Origin of the sequence: Winslowiella sp. 2C04, assembly GCF_050037805.1 — a bacterium.
Lineage (GTDB): Bacteria > Pseudomonadota > Gammaproteobacteria > Enterobacterales > Enterobacteriaceae > Erwinia > Erwinia toletana_A.
In genome coordinates this window covers 3,337,580-3,353,007 of sequence record NZ_CP188300.1, presented here as the reverse complement: position 1 = coordinate 3,353,007, position 15,428 = coordinate 3,337,580, and the positions used below count along the sequence as shown (strand labels likewise).

Annotated in this window: 13 protein-coding genes and 7 tRNA genes; 2 read left to right on the top strand and 18 right to left on the bottom strand. The window is 52.6% G+C overall.

All coding sequences use genetic code 11. The annotated features are described in order from the left end of the window. Positions 1 to 69 precede the first annotated feature (69 nt). The gene (locus ACP3TC_RS15155; protein ID WP_313856407.1) at positions 70 to 552 is read left to right on the top strand and encodes a zinc ribbon-containing protein; all 483 of its coding nucleotides are present in this window, start codon (positions 70 to 72) and stop codon (positions 550 to 552) included. A gap of 41 nt (positions 553 to 593) precedes the next feature. On the opposite strand, the gene ACP3TC_RS15150 is transcribed toward ACP3TC_RS15155, so the two are convergent. The 10 genes from ACP3TC_RS15150 to miaB all read right to left on the bottom strand — a co-directional run bounded on the left by ACP3TC_RS15150 (position 594) and on the right by miaB (position 11,162). Next, on the bottom strand, positions 594 to 1,319 hold the full coding sequence (locus ACP3TC_RS15150; protein ID WP_426816762.1) for an amino acid ABC transporter ATP-binding protein: 726 nt from the start codon (positions 1,317 to 1,319) through the stop codon (positions 594 to 596). After that, complete coding sequence (gene gltK, locus ACP3TC_RS15145; protein WP_313857628.1) at positions 1,320 to 1,994, bottom strand: glutamate/aspartate ABC transporter permease GltK; 675 nt, start codon at positions 1,992 to 1,994, stop codon at positions 1,320 to 1,322. Next, positions 1,994 to 2,734 carry an amino acid ABC transporter permease gene (locus tag ACP3TC_RS15140; protein ID WP_313856409.1) on the bottom strand — a complete coding sequence of 247 codons (741 nt, stop codon included), beginning with the start codon at positions 2,732 to 2,734 and terminating at the stop codon, positions 1,994 to 1,996. Before ACP3TC_RS15140 ends, gltK begins: the two co-directional genes overlap by 1 nt. Before the next feature lie 155 nt (positions 2,735 to 2,889). Beyond that, positions 2,890 to 3,828 (bottom strand): amino acid ABC transporter substrate-binding protein, encoded by a 939-nt coding sequence (locus ACP3TC_RS15135; protein WP_313856410.1) that lies wholly within the window; start codon positions 3,826 to 3,828, stop codon positions 2,890 to 2,892. A 409-nt stretch (positions 3,829 to 4,237) separates the two neighbouring features. After that, positions 4,238 to 4,966 (bottom strand): class I SAM-dependent methyltransferase, encoded by a 729-nt coding sequence (locus tag ACP3TC_RS15130; protein WP_426816761.1) that lies wholly within the window; start codon positions 4,964 to 4,966, stop codon positions 4,238 to 4,240. A 482-nt stretch (positions 4,967 to 5,448) separates the two neighbouring features. Then, positions 5,449 to 6,981 carry an apolipoprotein N-acyltransferase gene (gene lnt, locus ACP3TC_RS15125; RefSeq protein WP_426816760.1) on the bottom strand — a complete coding sequence of 511 codons (1,533 nt, stop codon included), beginning with the start codon at positions 6,979 to 6,981 and terminating at the stop codon, positions 5,449 to 5,451. A 7-nt stretch (positions 6,982 to 6,988) separates the two neighbouring features. Continuing rightward, positions 6,989 to 7,867: a CNNM family magnesium/cobalt transport protein CorC gene (corC, locus tag ACP3TC_RS15120; protein WP_313856414.1), complete on the bottom strand. Its 879-nt coding sequence runs from the start codon at positions 7,865 to 7,867 to the stop codon at positions 6,989 to 6,991. Between the two features lie 107 nt (positions 7,868 to 7,974). Beyond that, entirely contained in the window at positions 7,975 to 8,448 is a 474-nt protein-coding gene (gene ybeY, locus ACP3TC_RS15115; protein ID WP_313856417.1) for an rRNA maturation RNase YbeY, read from the bottom strand. Next, complete coding sequence (locus tag ACP3TC_RS15110; RefSeq protein ID WP_313856418.1) at positions 8,445 to 9,503, bottom strand: PhoH family protein; 1,059 nt, start codon at positions 9,501 to 9,503, stop codon at positions 8,445 to 8,447. Before ACP3TC_RS15110 ends, ybeY begins: the two co-directional genes overlap by 4 nt. A gap of 234 nt (positions 9,504 to 9,737) precedes the next feature. Beyond that, positions 9,738 to 11,162, bottom strand: a complete 1,425-nt coding sequence (gene miaB, locus ACP3TC_RS15105; RefSeq protein WP_313856420.1) for a tRNA (N6-isopentenyl adenosine(37)-C2)-methylthiotransferase MiaB — start codon at positions 11,160 to 11,162, stop codon at positions 9,738 to 9,740. A 228-nt stretch (positions 11,163 to 11,390) separates the two neighbouring features. Here miaB and ubiF point away from each other — a divergent pair, with 228 nt between their 5' ends. Further along, positions 11,391 to 12,563, top strand: coding sequence for a 3-demethoxyubiquinol 3-hydroxylase (ubiF, locus tag ACP3TC_RS15100; RefSeq protein ID WP_426816759.1), 1,173 nt, complete (start codon positions 11,391 to 11,393; stop codon positions 12,561 to 12,563). A 124-nt stretch (positions 12,564 to 12,687) separates the two neighbouring features. Here ubiF and ACP3TC_RS15095 read toward each other — a convergent pair. The 8 genes from ACP3TC_RS15095 to asnB form a co-directional block, all read right to left on the bottom strand. Continuing rightward, positions 12,688 to 12,762: transfer RNA gene (locus ACP3TC_RS15095), tRNA-Gln, on the bottom strand. Between the two features lie 41 nt (positions 12,763 to 12,803). Continuing rightward, positions 12,804 to 12,878, bottom strand: a tRNA-Gln gene (locus ACP3TC_RS15090). A gap of 13 nt (positions 12,879 to 12,891) precedes the next feature. Next, positions 12,892 to 12,968 (bottom strand) — tRNA-Met (locus ACP3TC_RS15085). A 49-nt stretch (positions 12,969 to 13,017) separates the two neighbouring features. Further along, positions 13,018 to 13,092, bottom strand: a tRNA-Gln gene (locus tag ACP3TC_RS15080). A 35-nt stretch (positions 13,093 to 13,127) separates the two neighbouring features. Beyond that, positions 13,128 to 13,202, bottom strand: a tRNA-Gln gene (locus tag ACP3TC_RS15075). Positions 13,203 to 13,226: 24 nt separating this feature from the next. After that, positions 13,227 to 13,311 (bottom strand) — tRNA-Leu (locus tag ACP3TC_RS15070). Between the two features lie 11 nt (positions 13,312 to 13,322). Beyond that, positions 13,323 to 13,399: transfer RNA gene (locus ACP3TC_RS15065), tRNA-Met, on the bottom strand. 219 nt (positions 13,400 to 13,618) lie between these two features. Then, positions 13,619 to 15,286: an asparagine synthase B gene (gene asnB / locus ACP3TC_RS15060; protein WP_313856422.1), complete on the bottom strand. Its 1,668-nt coding sequence runs from the start codon at positions 15,284 to 15,286 to the stop codon at positions 13,619 to 13,621. Positions 15,287 to 15,428: the final 142 nt, after the last annotated feature.

Genomic DNA, 15,428 nt, shown 5'->3' with positions numbered 1-15,428 from the left:
GACAGGGCAAACGCCGACCAGAGTCTATAGTTAAACAGGGTTATCTTTCAGGATTTTACAGGAGAGAAGATGAACAAGGTTGCTCAGTATTATCGCGAATTAGTCGCATCGTTAACTGACAGACTGAACCGGGGCGATCGGGACATTGATGGCCTGGTAGAAAATGCGCGCCAGCGGTTACTGGCTACCGGGGAGTTGACCCGCAGCGAAGTCGAAGGGGTATTGCGCGCGGTACGGCGCGATCTGGAAGAGTTTGCCCGCAGCTACGGGGAGAATGAGGAAGATCTAAACGACAGCGTGTTTATGCGCGTGATTCGCCAGAGCGTATGGAAAGAACTGGCGGATATTACCGATAAAAGCCAGCTGGAGTGGCGTGAAGTATTTCAGGATCTCAACCACCACGGCGTGTATCAGAGTGGCGAGGTAGTCGGACTGGGTAATCTGGTGTGTGAAAAGTGTCATTTCACCCGGGCGATCTACACGCCGGAAACTTTAACGCGCTGCGCGGAATGTGGTCACGACCAGTTCCAGCGTCAGCCATTTGCGCCGTAACCGGTGATGACAAAGGGCGAGGTGAACCTCGCCCATTACGATTAATGCAGGATTTTCGCCAGGAAGTCTTTGGCACGTTCGGATTGGGGATTGTTAAAGAACTCATCTTTTGGACGGTCCTCAACAATTTTTCCTTCATCCATAAAGATCACCCGGTTCGCCACTTTGCGCGCAAAGCCCATTTCGTGCGTCACCACCATCATCGTCATGCCTTCATTGGCCAGCTCGACCATGACGTCCAGCACCTCATTGATCATCTCCGGATCGAGTGCTGAAGTCGGTTCGTCAAACAGCATTGCCACCGGATCCATACACAATGCACGGGCAATCGCCACGCGCTGTTGCTGACCGCCTGAAAGTTGGCCAGGGTGCTTGTTGGCATGTGCCGACAGGCCAACTCGCTCAAGTAATTTCAGCCCTTTCTGCCACGCTTCCTCTTTGTTGCGTTTTAATACTTTCACCTGCGCCAGCGTTAAATTCTCCACGATGCTGAGGTGTGGAAACAGCTCAAAATGCTGAAATACCATGCCAACTTTGGAGCGTAACTGTGCCAGATTGGTTTTTTTGTCAGTGACGGTAATGCCGTTGACGATGATAGTGCCTTGCTGAATCGGCTCGAGGCCGTTAACAGTTTTAATCAGCGTCGATTTCCCTGAGCCAGACGGGCCGCAAACCACCACCACTTCACCTTTTTTCACTTCAGTTGAGCAGTCGGTCAGCACCTGAAAGTGACCATACCACTTGGAAATATTTTTCAGGGTAATCATTTAAACTGTCCTTTTCTTTAAATAGCTGACCAGCATTGAAGCGGAAAGGCTGATAACAAAGTAGACCAGACCAGCAAACAGAATCATCTCGACCTGGGTGCCGTCGCGTTCGCCAATGGTTGAGGCGGTGCGGAAGAAGTCTGCCAGACTGAGCACGTACACCAGTGAAGTATCCTGGAACAGGACAATACCCTGAGTCAGCAGCAGCGGCACCATGGCACGGAATGCCTGTGGCAGAACAATCAGTTTCATCGACTGCCACTGTGTCATACCCAGCGCCAGCGCCGCATTGCCTTGTCCACGCGACACGCTGAGAATGCCGGCACGAATAATTTCTGAATAGTAGGCCGCTTCAAACAGCGAGAAGGCCACCATCGCCGAGATCAGACGAATATCGGTTTTCGGTGATAATCCCAGTACCTGTTGCAAAAAGCTCGGTACTACCAGATAGAACCACAACAGCACCATCACCAGCGGTACCGAGCGGAACAGGTTCACGTACAGCCTGGCGAACCAGCTGATGGGTTTAAAAGTGGAGAGGCGCATTACCGCCAGCAGAGTGCCCCAGATGATGCCAAAAATCACTGCCGTGACGGTGATTTTCAGCGTGATCACCAGTCCGTTCAGCAGATACGGCAGGCTGGGAATAATCGAACTCCAGTCGAACTCGTACATCATTTACTCCCCATATTTCCCGGCACGCGAACCTTACGTTCGACCAGGCTCATAATCAGCATAATCACCAGGTTGATGGCCACATACGCCAGGGTAATGGCAGTGAAGGATTCGTAAGCGTGAGCCGAGTAATCCAGCAGCTTACCGGCCTGCGCGGCCATATCCACCAGGCCGATAGTGGAAGCAATAGCGGAGTTTTTTACCAGGTTGAGCATTTCCGACGTCATCGGTGGCACGATTACCCGGTATGCATTCGGCAACAGCACATAGCGGTATGTCTGTGGCAGCGTCAGGCCCATCGCCAGCCCGGCATTTTTCTGTCCGCTCGGCAGCGACTGAATTGCCGCACGTACCTGCTCGCAAACGCGGGCGGCAGTAAACAGGCCAAGGCAGATCATGGATGAGATAAAGAACTGTATATTCGGGTCCAGCTCAGCCTTAAACCACATGCCAAGCTTTTCGCCGACCAGCTCTGGTGCCACCAGATACCAGAAAAAGAACTGAACAATTAGCGGAATATTACGGAATAACTCAACGTAGCAGGTGCCGATAGAGGAGAGCAGACGGTTGGGCACGGTGCGCAGGATGCCAAACAGCGAGCCGATAAAGAAGGCAATAATCCAGGCGCAAACGGAAACCGCAATGGTGACCTGAAAGCCTGACCACAGCCAGCCAAGATAGGTGGTATTGCCGAACGGGGCCTGTTCTAAAAAAATACCCCAGTTCCAATCGATTGACATAAATAACTCCGGTAAAAAAGGGTAGCGAAGCTACCCTGAAGATTGGTGAGTGGCCCCCGGTAATGTTGTCTGGGGAACGACCAGTCAACATGTAGTCTGTCCGGGCCGGTTATCAGCAATCGATAGGGCAGGCGCGCTGCCCTTTTTTTTCATTATTAGTTCAGTGCTTTATCATTCGGCTCTTTAAACAGCGCTTTCATATCATCCGACAGCGCGAAATCGAGGTTCATGTTTTTTGGTGGAATGGGATTGTTAAACCACTTCTCAAACCATTTAGCCGCTTCACCAGAGGTCTGCGCCTGCGCGATGGTGTCATCCATCAGCTTCTTAAACTCAGGATCGTTTTTACGCAGCATACAGCCATAGGCTTCCTGCGACTGTGGCGTACCGACGATCTCCCAGTTAGCCTGTTTTTTCGCTTTCGCGCGTTCGCCAGCTAACAGCGCGTCATCCATCATAAAGGCCACTGCGCGACCGGTTTCCAGCGTACGGAATGAGTCACCATGGTCTTTCGCACTGATAATGCGCATGCCCATTTTTTTCTCGTCGTTCAGCTTATTCAGCAGAATTTCGGAAGTGGTGCCGGAAGTCACAACAACGGTTTTGCCTTTCAGATCGCCGAAGTCTTTAATCTCGCCACCTTTTTTCACCAACAGACGAGTGCCGACGACAAAGATGGTGTCTGAGAAGGCGGCTTGTTTCTGGCGCTCAAGATTATTGGTGGTGGAACCACACTCAAAGTCAAAGGTGCCATTTTGCAGCAACGGAATGCGGTTCTGTGAGGTGATAGGCAGATACTTCACCTGCAGGTCAGGTTTGTTCAGCTTCTTCTTCACCGCTTCAACGATAGCGTTGGAATAGTCCTGTGAATAACCCACCACTTTTTGCTGGTTGTCGTAATACGAGAAAGGAACCGACGATTCGCGATGGCCGACCACGATAACGCCGTTTTTATTAATTTTATCGAGAGTGGTCATTTGCTGCTGTGCAACCGCGGCCTGATCTGCCGTTTGCGGTTTTGCTTCTTCGGCATGAGCGATACCGGAGGCTAATCCAGCCAGTGCAAGGCTAAGCCCCAGTTTTCGTAATTTCATGTTCCAACTCCTTTGTCATTTTGACGCAAAGTATAAAAACTGCGCCGATTATGATGTTGTGTGTATTTCCAGCGGCTTTTCTTCTGTTACCTGAACAATTACTGCTCTGATTAGCTATTAAAATAGCGGAATGTTAACGCTATGAAACAAAAAAGTTTCTTTTTTGCGAAGTCGCCCGCACCAATACAAGGCAATTTTTTTGGCTGTGCTCCGCCTTGGGGCAAGTTATGAGCCTCAACGGTGCAAATCAGTTTTTCATCGCGTTACAGGGCACTCTCAGCAGCAGATACACTGAAAGAGGTAGCAAGCATCATGCCAAATGCGTTTAGGCAGGGAGAGGGAAGGATTGAGTGCCAAATCGAAATATAAACCTCTGCCACCGCAGTTCAATTCGGTGGCAGAGGGGGGGTTATCGTTGCGCGGAGATCAGTACCATCATCGGCCGCTCTGCCTCTTCAGCCAGTGCCGGGGTCGAGGCAATCTGCTCTGCATCCGGGCCCCATTCATTCACACAGCGAAGAGTAAAACCGGCAGCCATTAGCGCATTTAAGGTGGTGCCAAGGGTGCGATGGTATTTTATTACCCCGTCTGCCAGCCAGTTGCTAATGCGCTGGCCTTCGTGTTGATAATTATTCACCGCCCATGACCGCTGGCCCTCTCCATCAGTCAGCCAGCCCTGTCGAACTGGACAGGTGTAGATGGGATGTTCGGTGGTGAAAACCAGCCATCCTCCGGGTTGCAGCGCTTGAAATATAGTGGCCAGCAGCGGGGCAAGGTCGGGCAGATAATGCAGCGTCAGTGAGCTGTATACCAGATCGTAAGCCTGGCTGGGCAAGGTGAGATTACCGAGATCGCCAGTCTGGTAGCGGATGCCGGAATCGTGAGTCAGCTCGCGTGCTCGCGCCAGCATTTTCTCAGACAAATCGACACCGGTCACTTCGGCGGCACCCGCAGCCCGTGCAGCGCGACAAAACCAGCCGTAGCCGCAACCGAGGTCAATAACCCTTTTGCCGGTCAGATCCGGCAGCATGGCCTGAATCGCGGCCCATTCGGGGGCGCCTTCCAGGCCGAACTGCGAGCGGGGAAGTTGAGCGTAACCATCGAAGAACGCCTGATTGTCGTAAATATTTTGAGACATAGAAAACCTCTTAAATGTCCGGGAGCCTCTGAATAAGGCAAAAAAAAACGAGCAGGGCATGCCCTGCTCGTTATGAGTTGTTGCCATTAGGCAATTCATACGAAAAGGGCCATGGATGAATAATCATCCACGGCCCTGAATTCCTCGCCATATACCTTGCGTCACCGCTTATCTGAACGCGGCTAAAGTCATCTGGCGATAAATGGATGGAGGGTAAACCTCCCGATCAGGCTCTGAACAATGCTTCATCGCAAGCGAATGTCAGAGCAAACTCGGGTAACGAGTTGATCCGAAGCGAACAGGGTTAGCATTTCAGTTCCTGAAAGAAAAATTAGATGGGAGTAATACTAGCGTTGGGCTAATAAGCCGTCAACCAGCCGCGGTCGTCTTCGCAAGCAGGATATTGTCAGCAGCGGATGGGCCGCCCTGACCACAGAATATCGTCAGGGCGGCGTCATGGCCGTGCGTCAGCGGGAGATAACTCAGCGCGGCCTACGCAATGCGAATATTGCCGCTGCAAAGCCAAACAGCAGAGTGATAATCCATACTGGCCAGTTGCCGAAGCGTGCGTACGGGGTCAGTCCGGTGGTTGGCGTAACCCGGGCGTCCAATACCTCGCGGGTAAACTGCGGGATGATTTTCTGCACTTCGCCGTCAGCGGTGATCACCGCAGTCACGCCATTATTGGTGCCGCGCAGCAACGGGCGGCCCAGCTCCAGTGCCCGCATGCGCGCCATCTGGAAATGCTGCCACGGACCAATCGAATGACCAAACCACGCGTCATTGGAGATTGTCAGCAGAAAATTAGTATCCGGGCGGAAGTTATCACGCACCTGCTGGCCGAGCACAATCTCATAGCAAATGGCGGCCGTCAGGTTGTATCCGGCCACATTCAGCTGTGGCTGGATATAATCCCCACGGCTGAACGACGACATTGGCAGGTCAAAGAACGGTGCCAGCGGGCGTAGCACGCTTTCCAGCGGGACAAACTCGCCAAACGGTACCAGATGGTTTTTCTGATAGCGATTACCGCTGTTGTAATTGTAAGGTTGCTGACCGCCCAGCACGATAATTGAGTTGTAATCATGGTAGCGATTACCTTCAAGACGTGAATCAACGATGCCGGTAATCAGGCTGCTGCCGGTGGCACGTAGTTCGTCATCCAGTGATTTAAGGAACGGCTGCTGATTGACCTCAAGGTCCGGAATGGCCGATTCAGGCCAGATAATTATCGGCGATTGACCGAAATAGGGCCGGGAAAGCTGGCTATAAATGCGCAGTGTTTTTAGCAGGACGTTCGGGTCCCACTTCATCGACTGAGCAATGTTACCCTGTACCAGCGCAACATTGACCGCACGGTCGGGTAGCGGCTGATACCAGCTTAGCTGGCGCAGTGGCCACGGCAGCAGCAGTAGCGCGATGGCACCGATGGCGGCCAGCAGATGGCGCTGCGTAACCGCATACACCAGCAGGCCGGCGATCATCATCAGCACAAAGGTAATCGACTCAACGCCAAAAATCGGCGCCAGGCCTTTTAGTGGACCGTTAATCTGACTGTAGCCAAACTGCAACCACGGGAAGCCAGTCAGTATCCAGCCGCGTAAAAACTCGGTGATTTGCCACAGTACCGGTGCCGCCAGCACCAGGCGCACCAGCGAGGTGCGCGGAAACAGGCGATTAAGTACTGCGGCAAACAGCAGGGTGTACAGCGACAGGTACGCCGCCAGCAACACCACCAGCAACACATTTACCGGTCCGGGCATACCGCCAAACGTGGCAATACTGACATAGACCCAATTGATACCACTGCCAAACAGTCCCATTCCCCAGACAAAGCCAATGGCTGTCGCCTGAGGCGTGGTGCGATTCAGTGTTAAAGCCAGTAAGCCAACCAGTGACACCAGGGCGGCAGGCCAAAAATCATAGGGCGAAAATGCCAGCGTGCCACAGGCACCTGTAATCAGCGCCAGTAGCAGGCGAACCCGCTGGCGCTGGTAAAGTGAGGCGATAGCCATAGATCAATTATTCTTCCAGTTGTGGTTGCGGCGAATTATCCGGAATTGTAACGTGGACCTGAATGATGCGTCGACTGTCAGCCATAGCAACCTTGAACTGATAACCATCAATGTCGATGCTTTCACCGCGTGCCGGCAGATGACCAAATCCTTGCATTACCAGGCCGCCAATGGTGTCGACTTCTTCATCGCTGAAGTTGGTTTCAAACACTTCATTGAAGTCTTCAATCGGCGTCAGTGCGCGGATGGTGTAGGTGTGACGGCTGAGCTGACGGATATCACGATCTTCTTCATCGTCATATTCATCTTCAATTTCGCCGACGATCAGCTCGAGGATATCTTCGATAGTGACCAGACCTGAAACACCGCCAAATTCGTCAATCACAATTGCCATATGGTAGCGCTGGGAACGGAACTCTTTCAGCATGCGGTCAACACGCTTACTTTCCGGTACCACCACCGCCGGGCGTAATACTTTTTCCATGCTGAATGGTTCAGATCCACTGCTCATAAACGGCAGCAAATCTTTAGCCATCAGAATCCCTTCAATATGATCTTTATCCTCGCTGATTACCGGAAAACGCGAGTGTGCGGATTCGATAATAACGGCAAGGCATTCCTCAAGTGACTGGTTACGTTTTAACGTCACCATCTGTGAACGCGGGATCATAATGTCGCGAACGCGCTGCTCCGCAATATCCATCACGCCTTCCAGCATGTCACGGGTATCGGGATCGATCAGTTCGTTCTGTTCAGAGTCGCGAATCAGTTCCAGCAAGTCATCACGGTTTTTGGGCTCGCCGTGAAAAAGCTGATTGAGAAGAAGGGTAAAGAATCCCTTTTTACTACTGGGACTGTCGCTGTTTTGTGAATGGTCGTCGCTCATGGCGTTTTTGTTAAGGTCTCTCTAACAGGGGATCGGACTGTCAGCGCTGCGCTGACAGCAGTGTAATATTGCAGAAGCCGGCAGCAGAAATCGGCTGCCGGTTGCCATTACGGCTCTTCTTTCTCCGAAATGTACGGATCGGGATAACCAAGAGCAAGCATTATCTCGGTTTCCAGTGATTCCATCTCTTCGGCTTCATCATCTTCGATGTGATCATAGCCCAGTAAATGCAGGCTGCCATGAATCACCATATGTGCCCAGTGCGCCAGCAGCGCCTTCTGTTGCTCGACGGCTTCCTGCTCCACAACCTGACGACAAATAATCAGATCGCCCAGCAGCGGCAGCTCGATACCGGGTGGTGCTTCGAACGGAAATGACAGCACGTTAGTTGGCTTATCTTTACCACGATAAGTCATATTCAGCTCGTGACTTTCCGCTTCGTCGACGATGCGGATGGTCACTTCACTTTCTGGCTGGAACTGGGGTAAAACCGCTTCCAGCCAGTGCTGAAAATCAGCCTCCTGCGGTAAACCTTCGTCAGACTCGCTGGCGATTTGCAGGTCGAGAATCACTTCACTCATTTCTGCTCCTGGGCAGCTTGTGCGGCAAGGGCTTCGCGTTTACGCTCTTCGGCCTGTGCATCGCGGCGTTTCTGATCTGCTGCTTCCCATGCCTCATAGGCGACCACGATACGGGCAACCACCGGGTGGCGCACCACGTCTTCGCTGTGGAAGAAGTTAAAGCTGATCTCTTCTACATCAGATAATACTTCAATCGCATGGCGCAGGCCTGATTTCAGGTTGCGCGGCAGATCGATTTGCGTCACGTCGCCGGTGATCACTGCTTTCGAGTTGAAGCCGATACGCGTCAGAAACATTTTCATCTGCTCGATGGTGGTGTTCTGACTTTCATCAAGAATGATAAACGCATCGTTAAGGGTGCGGCCGCGCATATAAGCCAGCGGCGCAACTTCAATCACGTTGCGCTCCATTAGCTTCTCTACGCGTTCAAAGCCCAGCATCTCGAACAGGGCGTCATACAGCGGACGCAGATAAGGGTCGACTTTCTGGCTGAGATCGCCCGGCAGGAAGCCAAGTTTTTCACCGGCTTCGACCGCCGGACGCGTCAGCAGAATACGACGGATCTCCTGGCGCTCCAGTGCATCTACCGCAGCGGCAACCGCCAGATAGGTTTTACCGGTACCGGCCGGGCCAACGCCGAAGGTGATGTCGTTATCAAGAATATTGGCGATGTACTGCGCCTGGTTTGGCGTACGTGGTTTAATCACGCCACGCTTGGTCTTGATATTCACGGCTTTGCCAAATTCAGGCACGCTGTCGGCGGTCTGTTCCAGCACCCGGCTCTCTTTGATTGCCAGATGAATCTGCTCGGGATCAATATCGGCACTGTTGCCGCGTACCGGCGCGGTATCGACGTACAAATCGCGCAGGATGTCGGCAGCAGCATTAACCGAGAGCGCGCGGCCAACCAGTTTAAAGGCATTGTCGCGGCGGTTGATCTCAATGCCCAACCGACGTTCCAGTTGCTTGATGTTATCGTCAAACGGACCGCACAGGCTGAGTAACCGGCGATTGTCGGCGGGTTCTAACACTATTTCGCGAGTTTCGATATTCAAACTAATCCTTTGGGTCGCTCAGGGCCAGTTACAGGGATTGAGGTACAATAGCTTGCTGACCGGCAATGCCGGATAACTGACCGATCGGGTCAGCGCCATTACATGAATTATTTATGCCCGTGCAAAATGTCGCAAGCGAGAGAGCAGATATTTGGGCGCTGCTTTTAGAAAGCAAGAGCAACGGGGTGAAATTGCGCGGCGAGCCGGAACGCTCGCCGCAGTATCGTCGGGGAATCAAGGCTGGAAGGTGCCTACGCCCAGCTCGTTTTCTTTGCGCGTACGCGCAATCACCGAAGCCGGACTTTCAACCACACGCAGTCCCAGCTGATCTTCGGTGCGCACGACTTTGCCGCGTAGCGAGTTGGTATAGACATCAACGATTTCGACATCAACAAATTTACCGATCATCTCCGGGGTGCCCTCAAAGTTCACCACGCGGTTGTTCTCGGTGCGGCCTGACAGCTCCATCACGTTTTTGCGTGAGGTGCCTTCCACCAGAATACGCTGTACGGTACCCAGCATACGACGGCTCCACGCCATGGCCTGCTGGTTAATGCGATCCTGCAAAATGTACAGGCGCTGCTTTTTCTCTTCGTCTGGCACATCGTCCGGCAGATCAGCGGCTGGCGTTCCCGGACGGGCAGAGTAGATAAAGCTGTAGCTGACATCAAAGTTGACATCGGCAATCAGCTTCATCGTCTGTTCAAAATCGGCCTGGGTTTCGCCCGGGAAGCCGATAATAAAGTCAGAGCTGATCTGGATATTAGGGCGTGCCGCAACCACTTTGCGAATGATCGCTTTATATTCCAGTGCGGTGTGTGCGCGTTTCATCAGCGTCAGAATGCGGTCGGCACCGCTCTGTACCGGCAAGTGCAGGAAGCTGACCAGCTCCGGCGTATCACGATAAACTTCAATTATGTCATCGGTGAACTCGATCGGGTGGCTGGTGGTAAAGCGGATGCGGTCAATACCATCAATCGCCGCAACCAGACGCAGCAGATCGGCGAAGGTGCAGATTTCATTGTCGAACGTCATACCGCGATAGGCATTGACGTTCTGACCCAGCAGATTCACTTCGCGCACACCCTGCGCGGCCAACTGGGCGATTTCAAACAGAATATCGTCGCATGGACGGCTGACTTCTTCACCACGGGTGTAGGGCACCACGCAGAATGTACAGTATTTATTGCAGCCTTCCATGATCGACACGAATGCGCTGGGGCCATCTGCTTTCGGCTCCGGCAGGCGATCGAATTTCTCAATCTCCGGGAAGCTGATGTCCACTACCGGGCTTTTTGAACCGCGCACGGTGTTAATCATTTCCGGCAGACGATGCAGCGTTTGCGGGCCGAAAACGATATCGACGTAGTGCGCGCGCTGACGAATATGGTCCCCTTCCTGCGATGCCACGCAGCCACCGACGCCAATAATCAGCTCGGGATTGCTCTCTTTCAACGTTTTCCAGCGGCCCAACTGATGAAAGACTTTCTCCTGAGCTTTTTCGCGGATCGAGCAGGTATTCAACAGCAGAATATCGGCCTCTTCAGCCACCTCAGTGAGGGTGTAGCCGTGAGTCGTTTCCAGCAGGTCAGCCATCTTCGATGAATCGTACTCGTTCATCTGACAGCCCCAGGTTTTAATATGCAGTTTTTTTGTCATCGACATGCCATTACTCAATGCGGAAGGGAGTGCAGGGCACGTATTGTAATGCTTTGATGCTGTTGTGACCAGCATACCCTTTCAAACTGATGGGGGATGCTGGCCACTGGGCGAATTATGGTCGTGGTGAAGGGCGATTCTGTTTGTCGGCGCAAAATCCGGTACACTTTAGCGAAAGCGCTTTCTGACTTAACGGCCAGTATTCCCGGCCGCATTAAGGATAATAATATGCAAGATACACATTTTGATGTCGTGGTGGTTGGTGGCGGCATGGTGGGCGCAGCGCTGGCCAGCGGTCTGGCGCAGCAAGGATTTTCCATTGCGGTGCTGGAGCAGGAACAGCCGGCGGAATTTGATGCGCAAAGTGACCCTGATGTGAGAATTTCTGCGATTGGCAGTGCGTCAGTGGATTTGTTGAAACAGCTTGAGGCATGGCCTGCTGTTGAACAGATGCGTTCCGCTGCCTACCGTCAGTTGGAAACCTGGGAGTGGCAAACCGCCAGTGTGACTTTTGATGCCGCTTCGCTGGGGTTACCCGAGCTGGGCTTTATGGTGGAAAACCGGGTGTTACAGCGCGCATTATGGCAGCGCCTGCAGCAGCAGGATGTGACTTTACTCTGTCCGGCCAGCCTGAAAAGTATCGAGCAACGCAACGGCGGCTGGACGGTAACGCTGGATAACCAGCAGCAGCTTTCCACACGGCTGGTGGTGGGCGCTGATGGCGCAAATTCGCGGGTGCGTCAGCTGGCGGGTATTGGCATTCACGGCTGGAACTACAGTCAGTCCTGTATGTTAATCAGTATTCGTTGCGAACATCCGGCCGGGGATACCACCTGGCAGCAGTTTACTCCTCAGGGCCCGCGTGCCTTTTTGCCGCTGTTTGATAACTGGGCGTCGCTGGTGTGGTATGACGCACCGGCGCGTATCCGGCAGTTACAGGCGATGCCGATGGCACAGCTGCAAAAAGAGATTCAGGCCAACTTCCCGGCGCGCTTAGGACGCTTTAGCGCAGTGGCCGCCGGTTCCTTCCCGCTGGTGCGCCGTCACGCCACCCACTACGTGATTGACGGTTTAGCACTGGTAGGCGATGCGGCACACACCATTAATCCGCTGGCGGGGCAGGGCGTGAATCTTGGCTATCGCGATGTTGATGCCTTGATTGACGTGCTGACCGAGGCGCGCAATCAGGCGGAAAACTGGAGTTCGCGCCATGTGTTGCAGCGCTATCAGCGTAAACGCCAGAAAGATAATTTATTGATGCAGAGCGGCATGGATCTGTTTTACTTCACTTTCAGCAATCAGCTTGGTCCACTGAAGGTGATTCGCAATCTGGGGTTGATTGCCGCCCAGCATTCCGGCGTGTTAAAACGGCAGGCATTGCGTTACGCATTGGGATTATAGATCTGAGCATGCAGGGGAGCCGTTTTTGGCTCCCGTCCTGACGATATGCAGGGTGCCAGACATTGATACGGAAGGCGAACGACAGACGCAAAAAAGCCCGCAGAAGCGGGCTTTTTTACTTGCTTGGCTGGGGTGCAGGGATTCGAACCCCGGAATGCTGGTATCAGAAACCAGTGCCTTACCGCTTGGCGACACCCCAAAAGCTTGGGTGCGATCTGTAAAACAAATCGTCTTAAAATTTGGCTGGGGTGCAGGGATTCGAACCCCGGAATGCTGGTATCAGAAACCAGAGCCTTACCGCTTGGCGACACCCCAAATTTTTAGAAAATGGTGGCTACTACGGGAATCGAACCTGTGACCCCAGCATTATGAGTGCTGTGCTCTAACCAGCTGAGCTAAGTAGCCTTTCTGTTGCAATTACATTTTCTCACTACACTTTACTACCAAACTGATTTGGCTGGGATACCTGGATTCGAACCAGGGAATGCCGGTATCAAAAACCGGTGCCTTACCGCTTGGCGATATCCCAATATCCGTACCACGAGTCCGTGATAAATCAGTTTGTGGCTGGGGTACCTGGATTCGAACCAGGGAATGCCGGTATCAAAAACCGGTGCCTTACCGCTTGGCGATACCCCATCCGTACAACGTCGCTGATGGAAATGGTGCGGGAGGCGAGACTTGAACTCGCACACCTTGCGGCGCCAGAACCTAAATCTGGTGCGTCTACCAATTTCGCCACTCCCGCTAAAAAAAAGATGGTGGCTACTACGGGAATCGAACCTGTGACCCCAGCATTATGAGTGCTGTGCTCTAACCAGCTGAGCTAAGTAGCCATCTTTTTTTCGCGTTACCTTCATCGGCGTTGCGGGGCGCATTATGCGTAAGTGGCCCGAAAGCGTCAACATCTTTTTTGACGTTTTTCACCTGAAACGCTTCGTTTGTCTGGGTTGTAACCAGTTTGATGATAAAGGCAGCGTTTTTAGGTTGACAGATGCTGGTAGCGAATAAAAACGGGCCGCAGACGGCCCGTTTTTAATCATGTAAACAATTGCTTATTTGTACGCGGAAGCGTGCACACCGACAGCACGTCCTGACGGATCATTCATGTTTTTGAATGACTCATCCCACTCAATCGCTTTAGCGGATGAGCAAGCGACAGAAGGGCCACCTGGTACGCATTCAGCGGCGCTTGGCAGCGGGAACAGCTCTTCAAAGATTTCACGGTACAGGTAGCCTTCTTTCGACGATGGCGTGTTGTACGGGAAGCGGAAGTGCGCCGTCTGCAGCTGTTGGTCGGTGACCTGCTGCGCAGCCACTTCTTTCAGCGTATCAATCCAGCTGTAACCTACGCCATCAGAGAACTGCTCTTTCTGACGCCATGCCACACTCTCAGGCAGGTAAGATGAGAAACATTCACGTAGAATATGTTTTTCCATTTTACCGTTTGGACCACACATTTTATCCTGCGGGTTGATGCGCATCGCCACGTCGAGGAATTTCTTATCGAGGAATGGCACGCGAGCTTCAACACCCCATGCGGACATCGCTTTGTTAGCACGCGCACAGTCGAACATATGCAGTGCCAGCAGCTTACGCACGTTTTCTTCGTGGAACTCTTTGGCATTCGGCGCTTTATGGAAGTAGAGATAACCGCCAAACACTTCGTCTGCACCTTCGCCTGACAGCACCATTTTGATGCCCATCGCTTTAATCTTACGTGACATAAGATACATCGGCGTAGAAGCGCGGATGGTGGTGACGTCGTAAGTTTCAATGTGATAAATCACATCACGGATGGCATCGAGGCCTTCCTGCACGGTGAAATGAATTTCATGGTGCACGGTGCCGAGATGGTCAGCGACGGATTTAGCCGCTTTGAGATCCGGCGAGCCTTCCAGACCAACAGCAAATGAGTGCAGCTGCGGCCACCAGGCTTCGCTTTTATCCTGATCTTCAACGCGTTTCGCGGCATAACGCTTGGTCACTGCCGAGATAATCGATGAGTCCAGGCCGCCTGAAAGCAGTACGCCATAAGGCACATCAGACATCAGATGGCTTTTCACTGACTCTTCCAGCGCGTTTTTCAGCGCGGTAGCATCGGTGGTGTTGTGCTCCACTGCTTCATAATCGAACCAGTCACGCTGCCAGTAACGACGGATCTCGCCATCTTCGCTCGACAGGTAGCTTCCCGGTGGGAATTCTTTGATGCTGCGGCACACCGGTACCAGCGCTTTCATTTCAGAAGCAACAAACAGGTTACCGTGCTCATCGTTACCCATATACAGAGGGATGATGCCGATATGGTCGCGGCCAATCAGGTAAGTGTTTTTCACACTGTCATACAGGATAAAGGCAAACATACCTTGCAGATCGTCGAGGAAATCGATGCCTTTTTCCTGATACAGCGCCAGAATCACTTCACAGTCAGAATCGGTCTGAAACTCGTAGCGATCGCTCAGTTCGGCACGCAGCGCCTGATGGTTGTAGATTTCGCCGTTAACTGCCAGTACGTGGGTGTGAGCGGCGTTATACAGCGGCTGTGCGCCGTTGTTAACGTCAACAATTGAGAGACGCTCATGGGACAGAATGGCATTGTCATCGGCGTAAACGCCAGACCAGTCCGGACCGCGATGACGCATCAGACGCGAAAGCTCCAGTGCTTTCTTACGCAACTCAACAGGATCGGTTTTCAGATCCAGCACACCAAAAATAGAACACATAGTAACGCTCCCTAACGGCTAACCCTGGCAGTAATGATTTTATTTATGCAGCACTTTTGCTGCCCGATGGATAAGAAAATGCGCTAAATCTGGACTTCAATCAAGCATTTTAGCGATTACTTGAGAAATTGTTTGCTTGCTT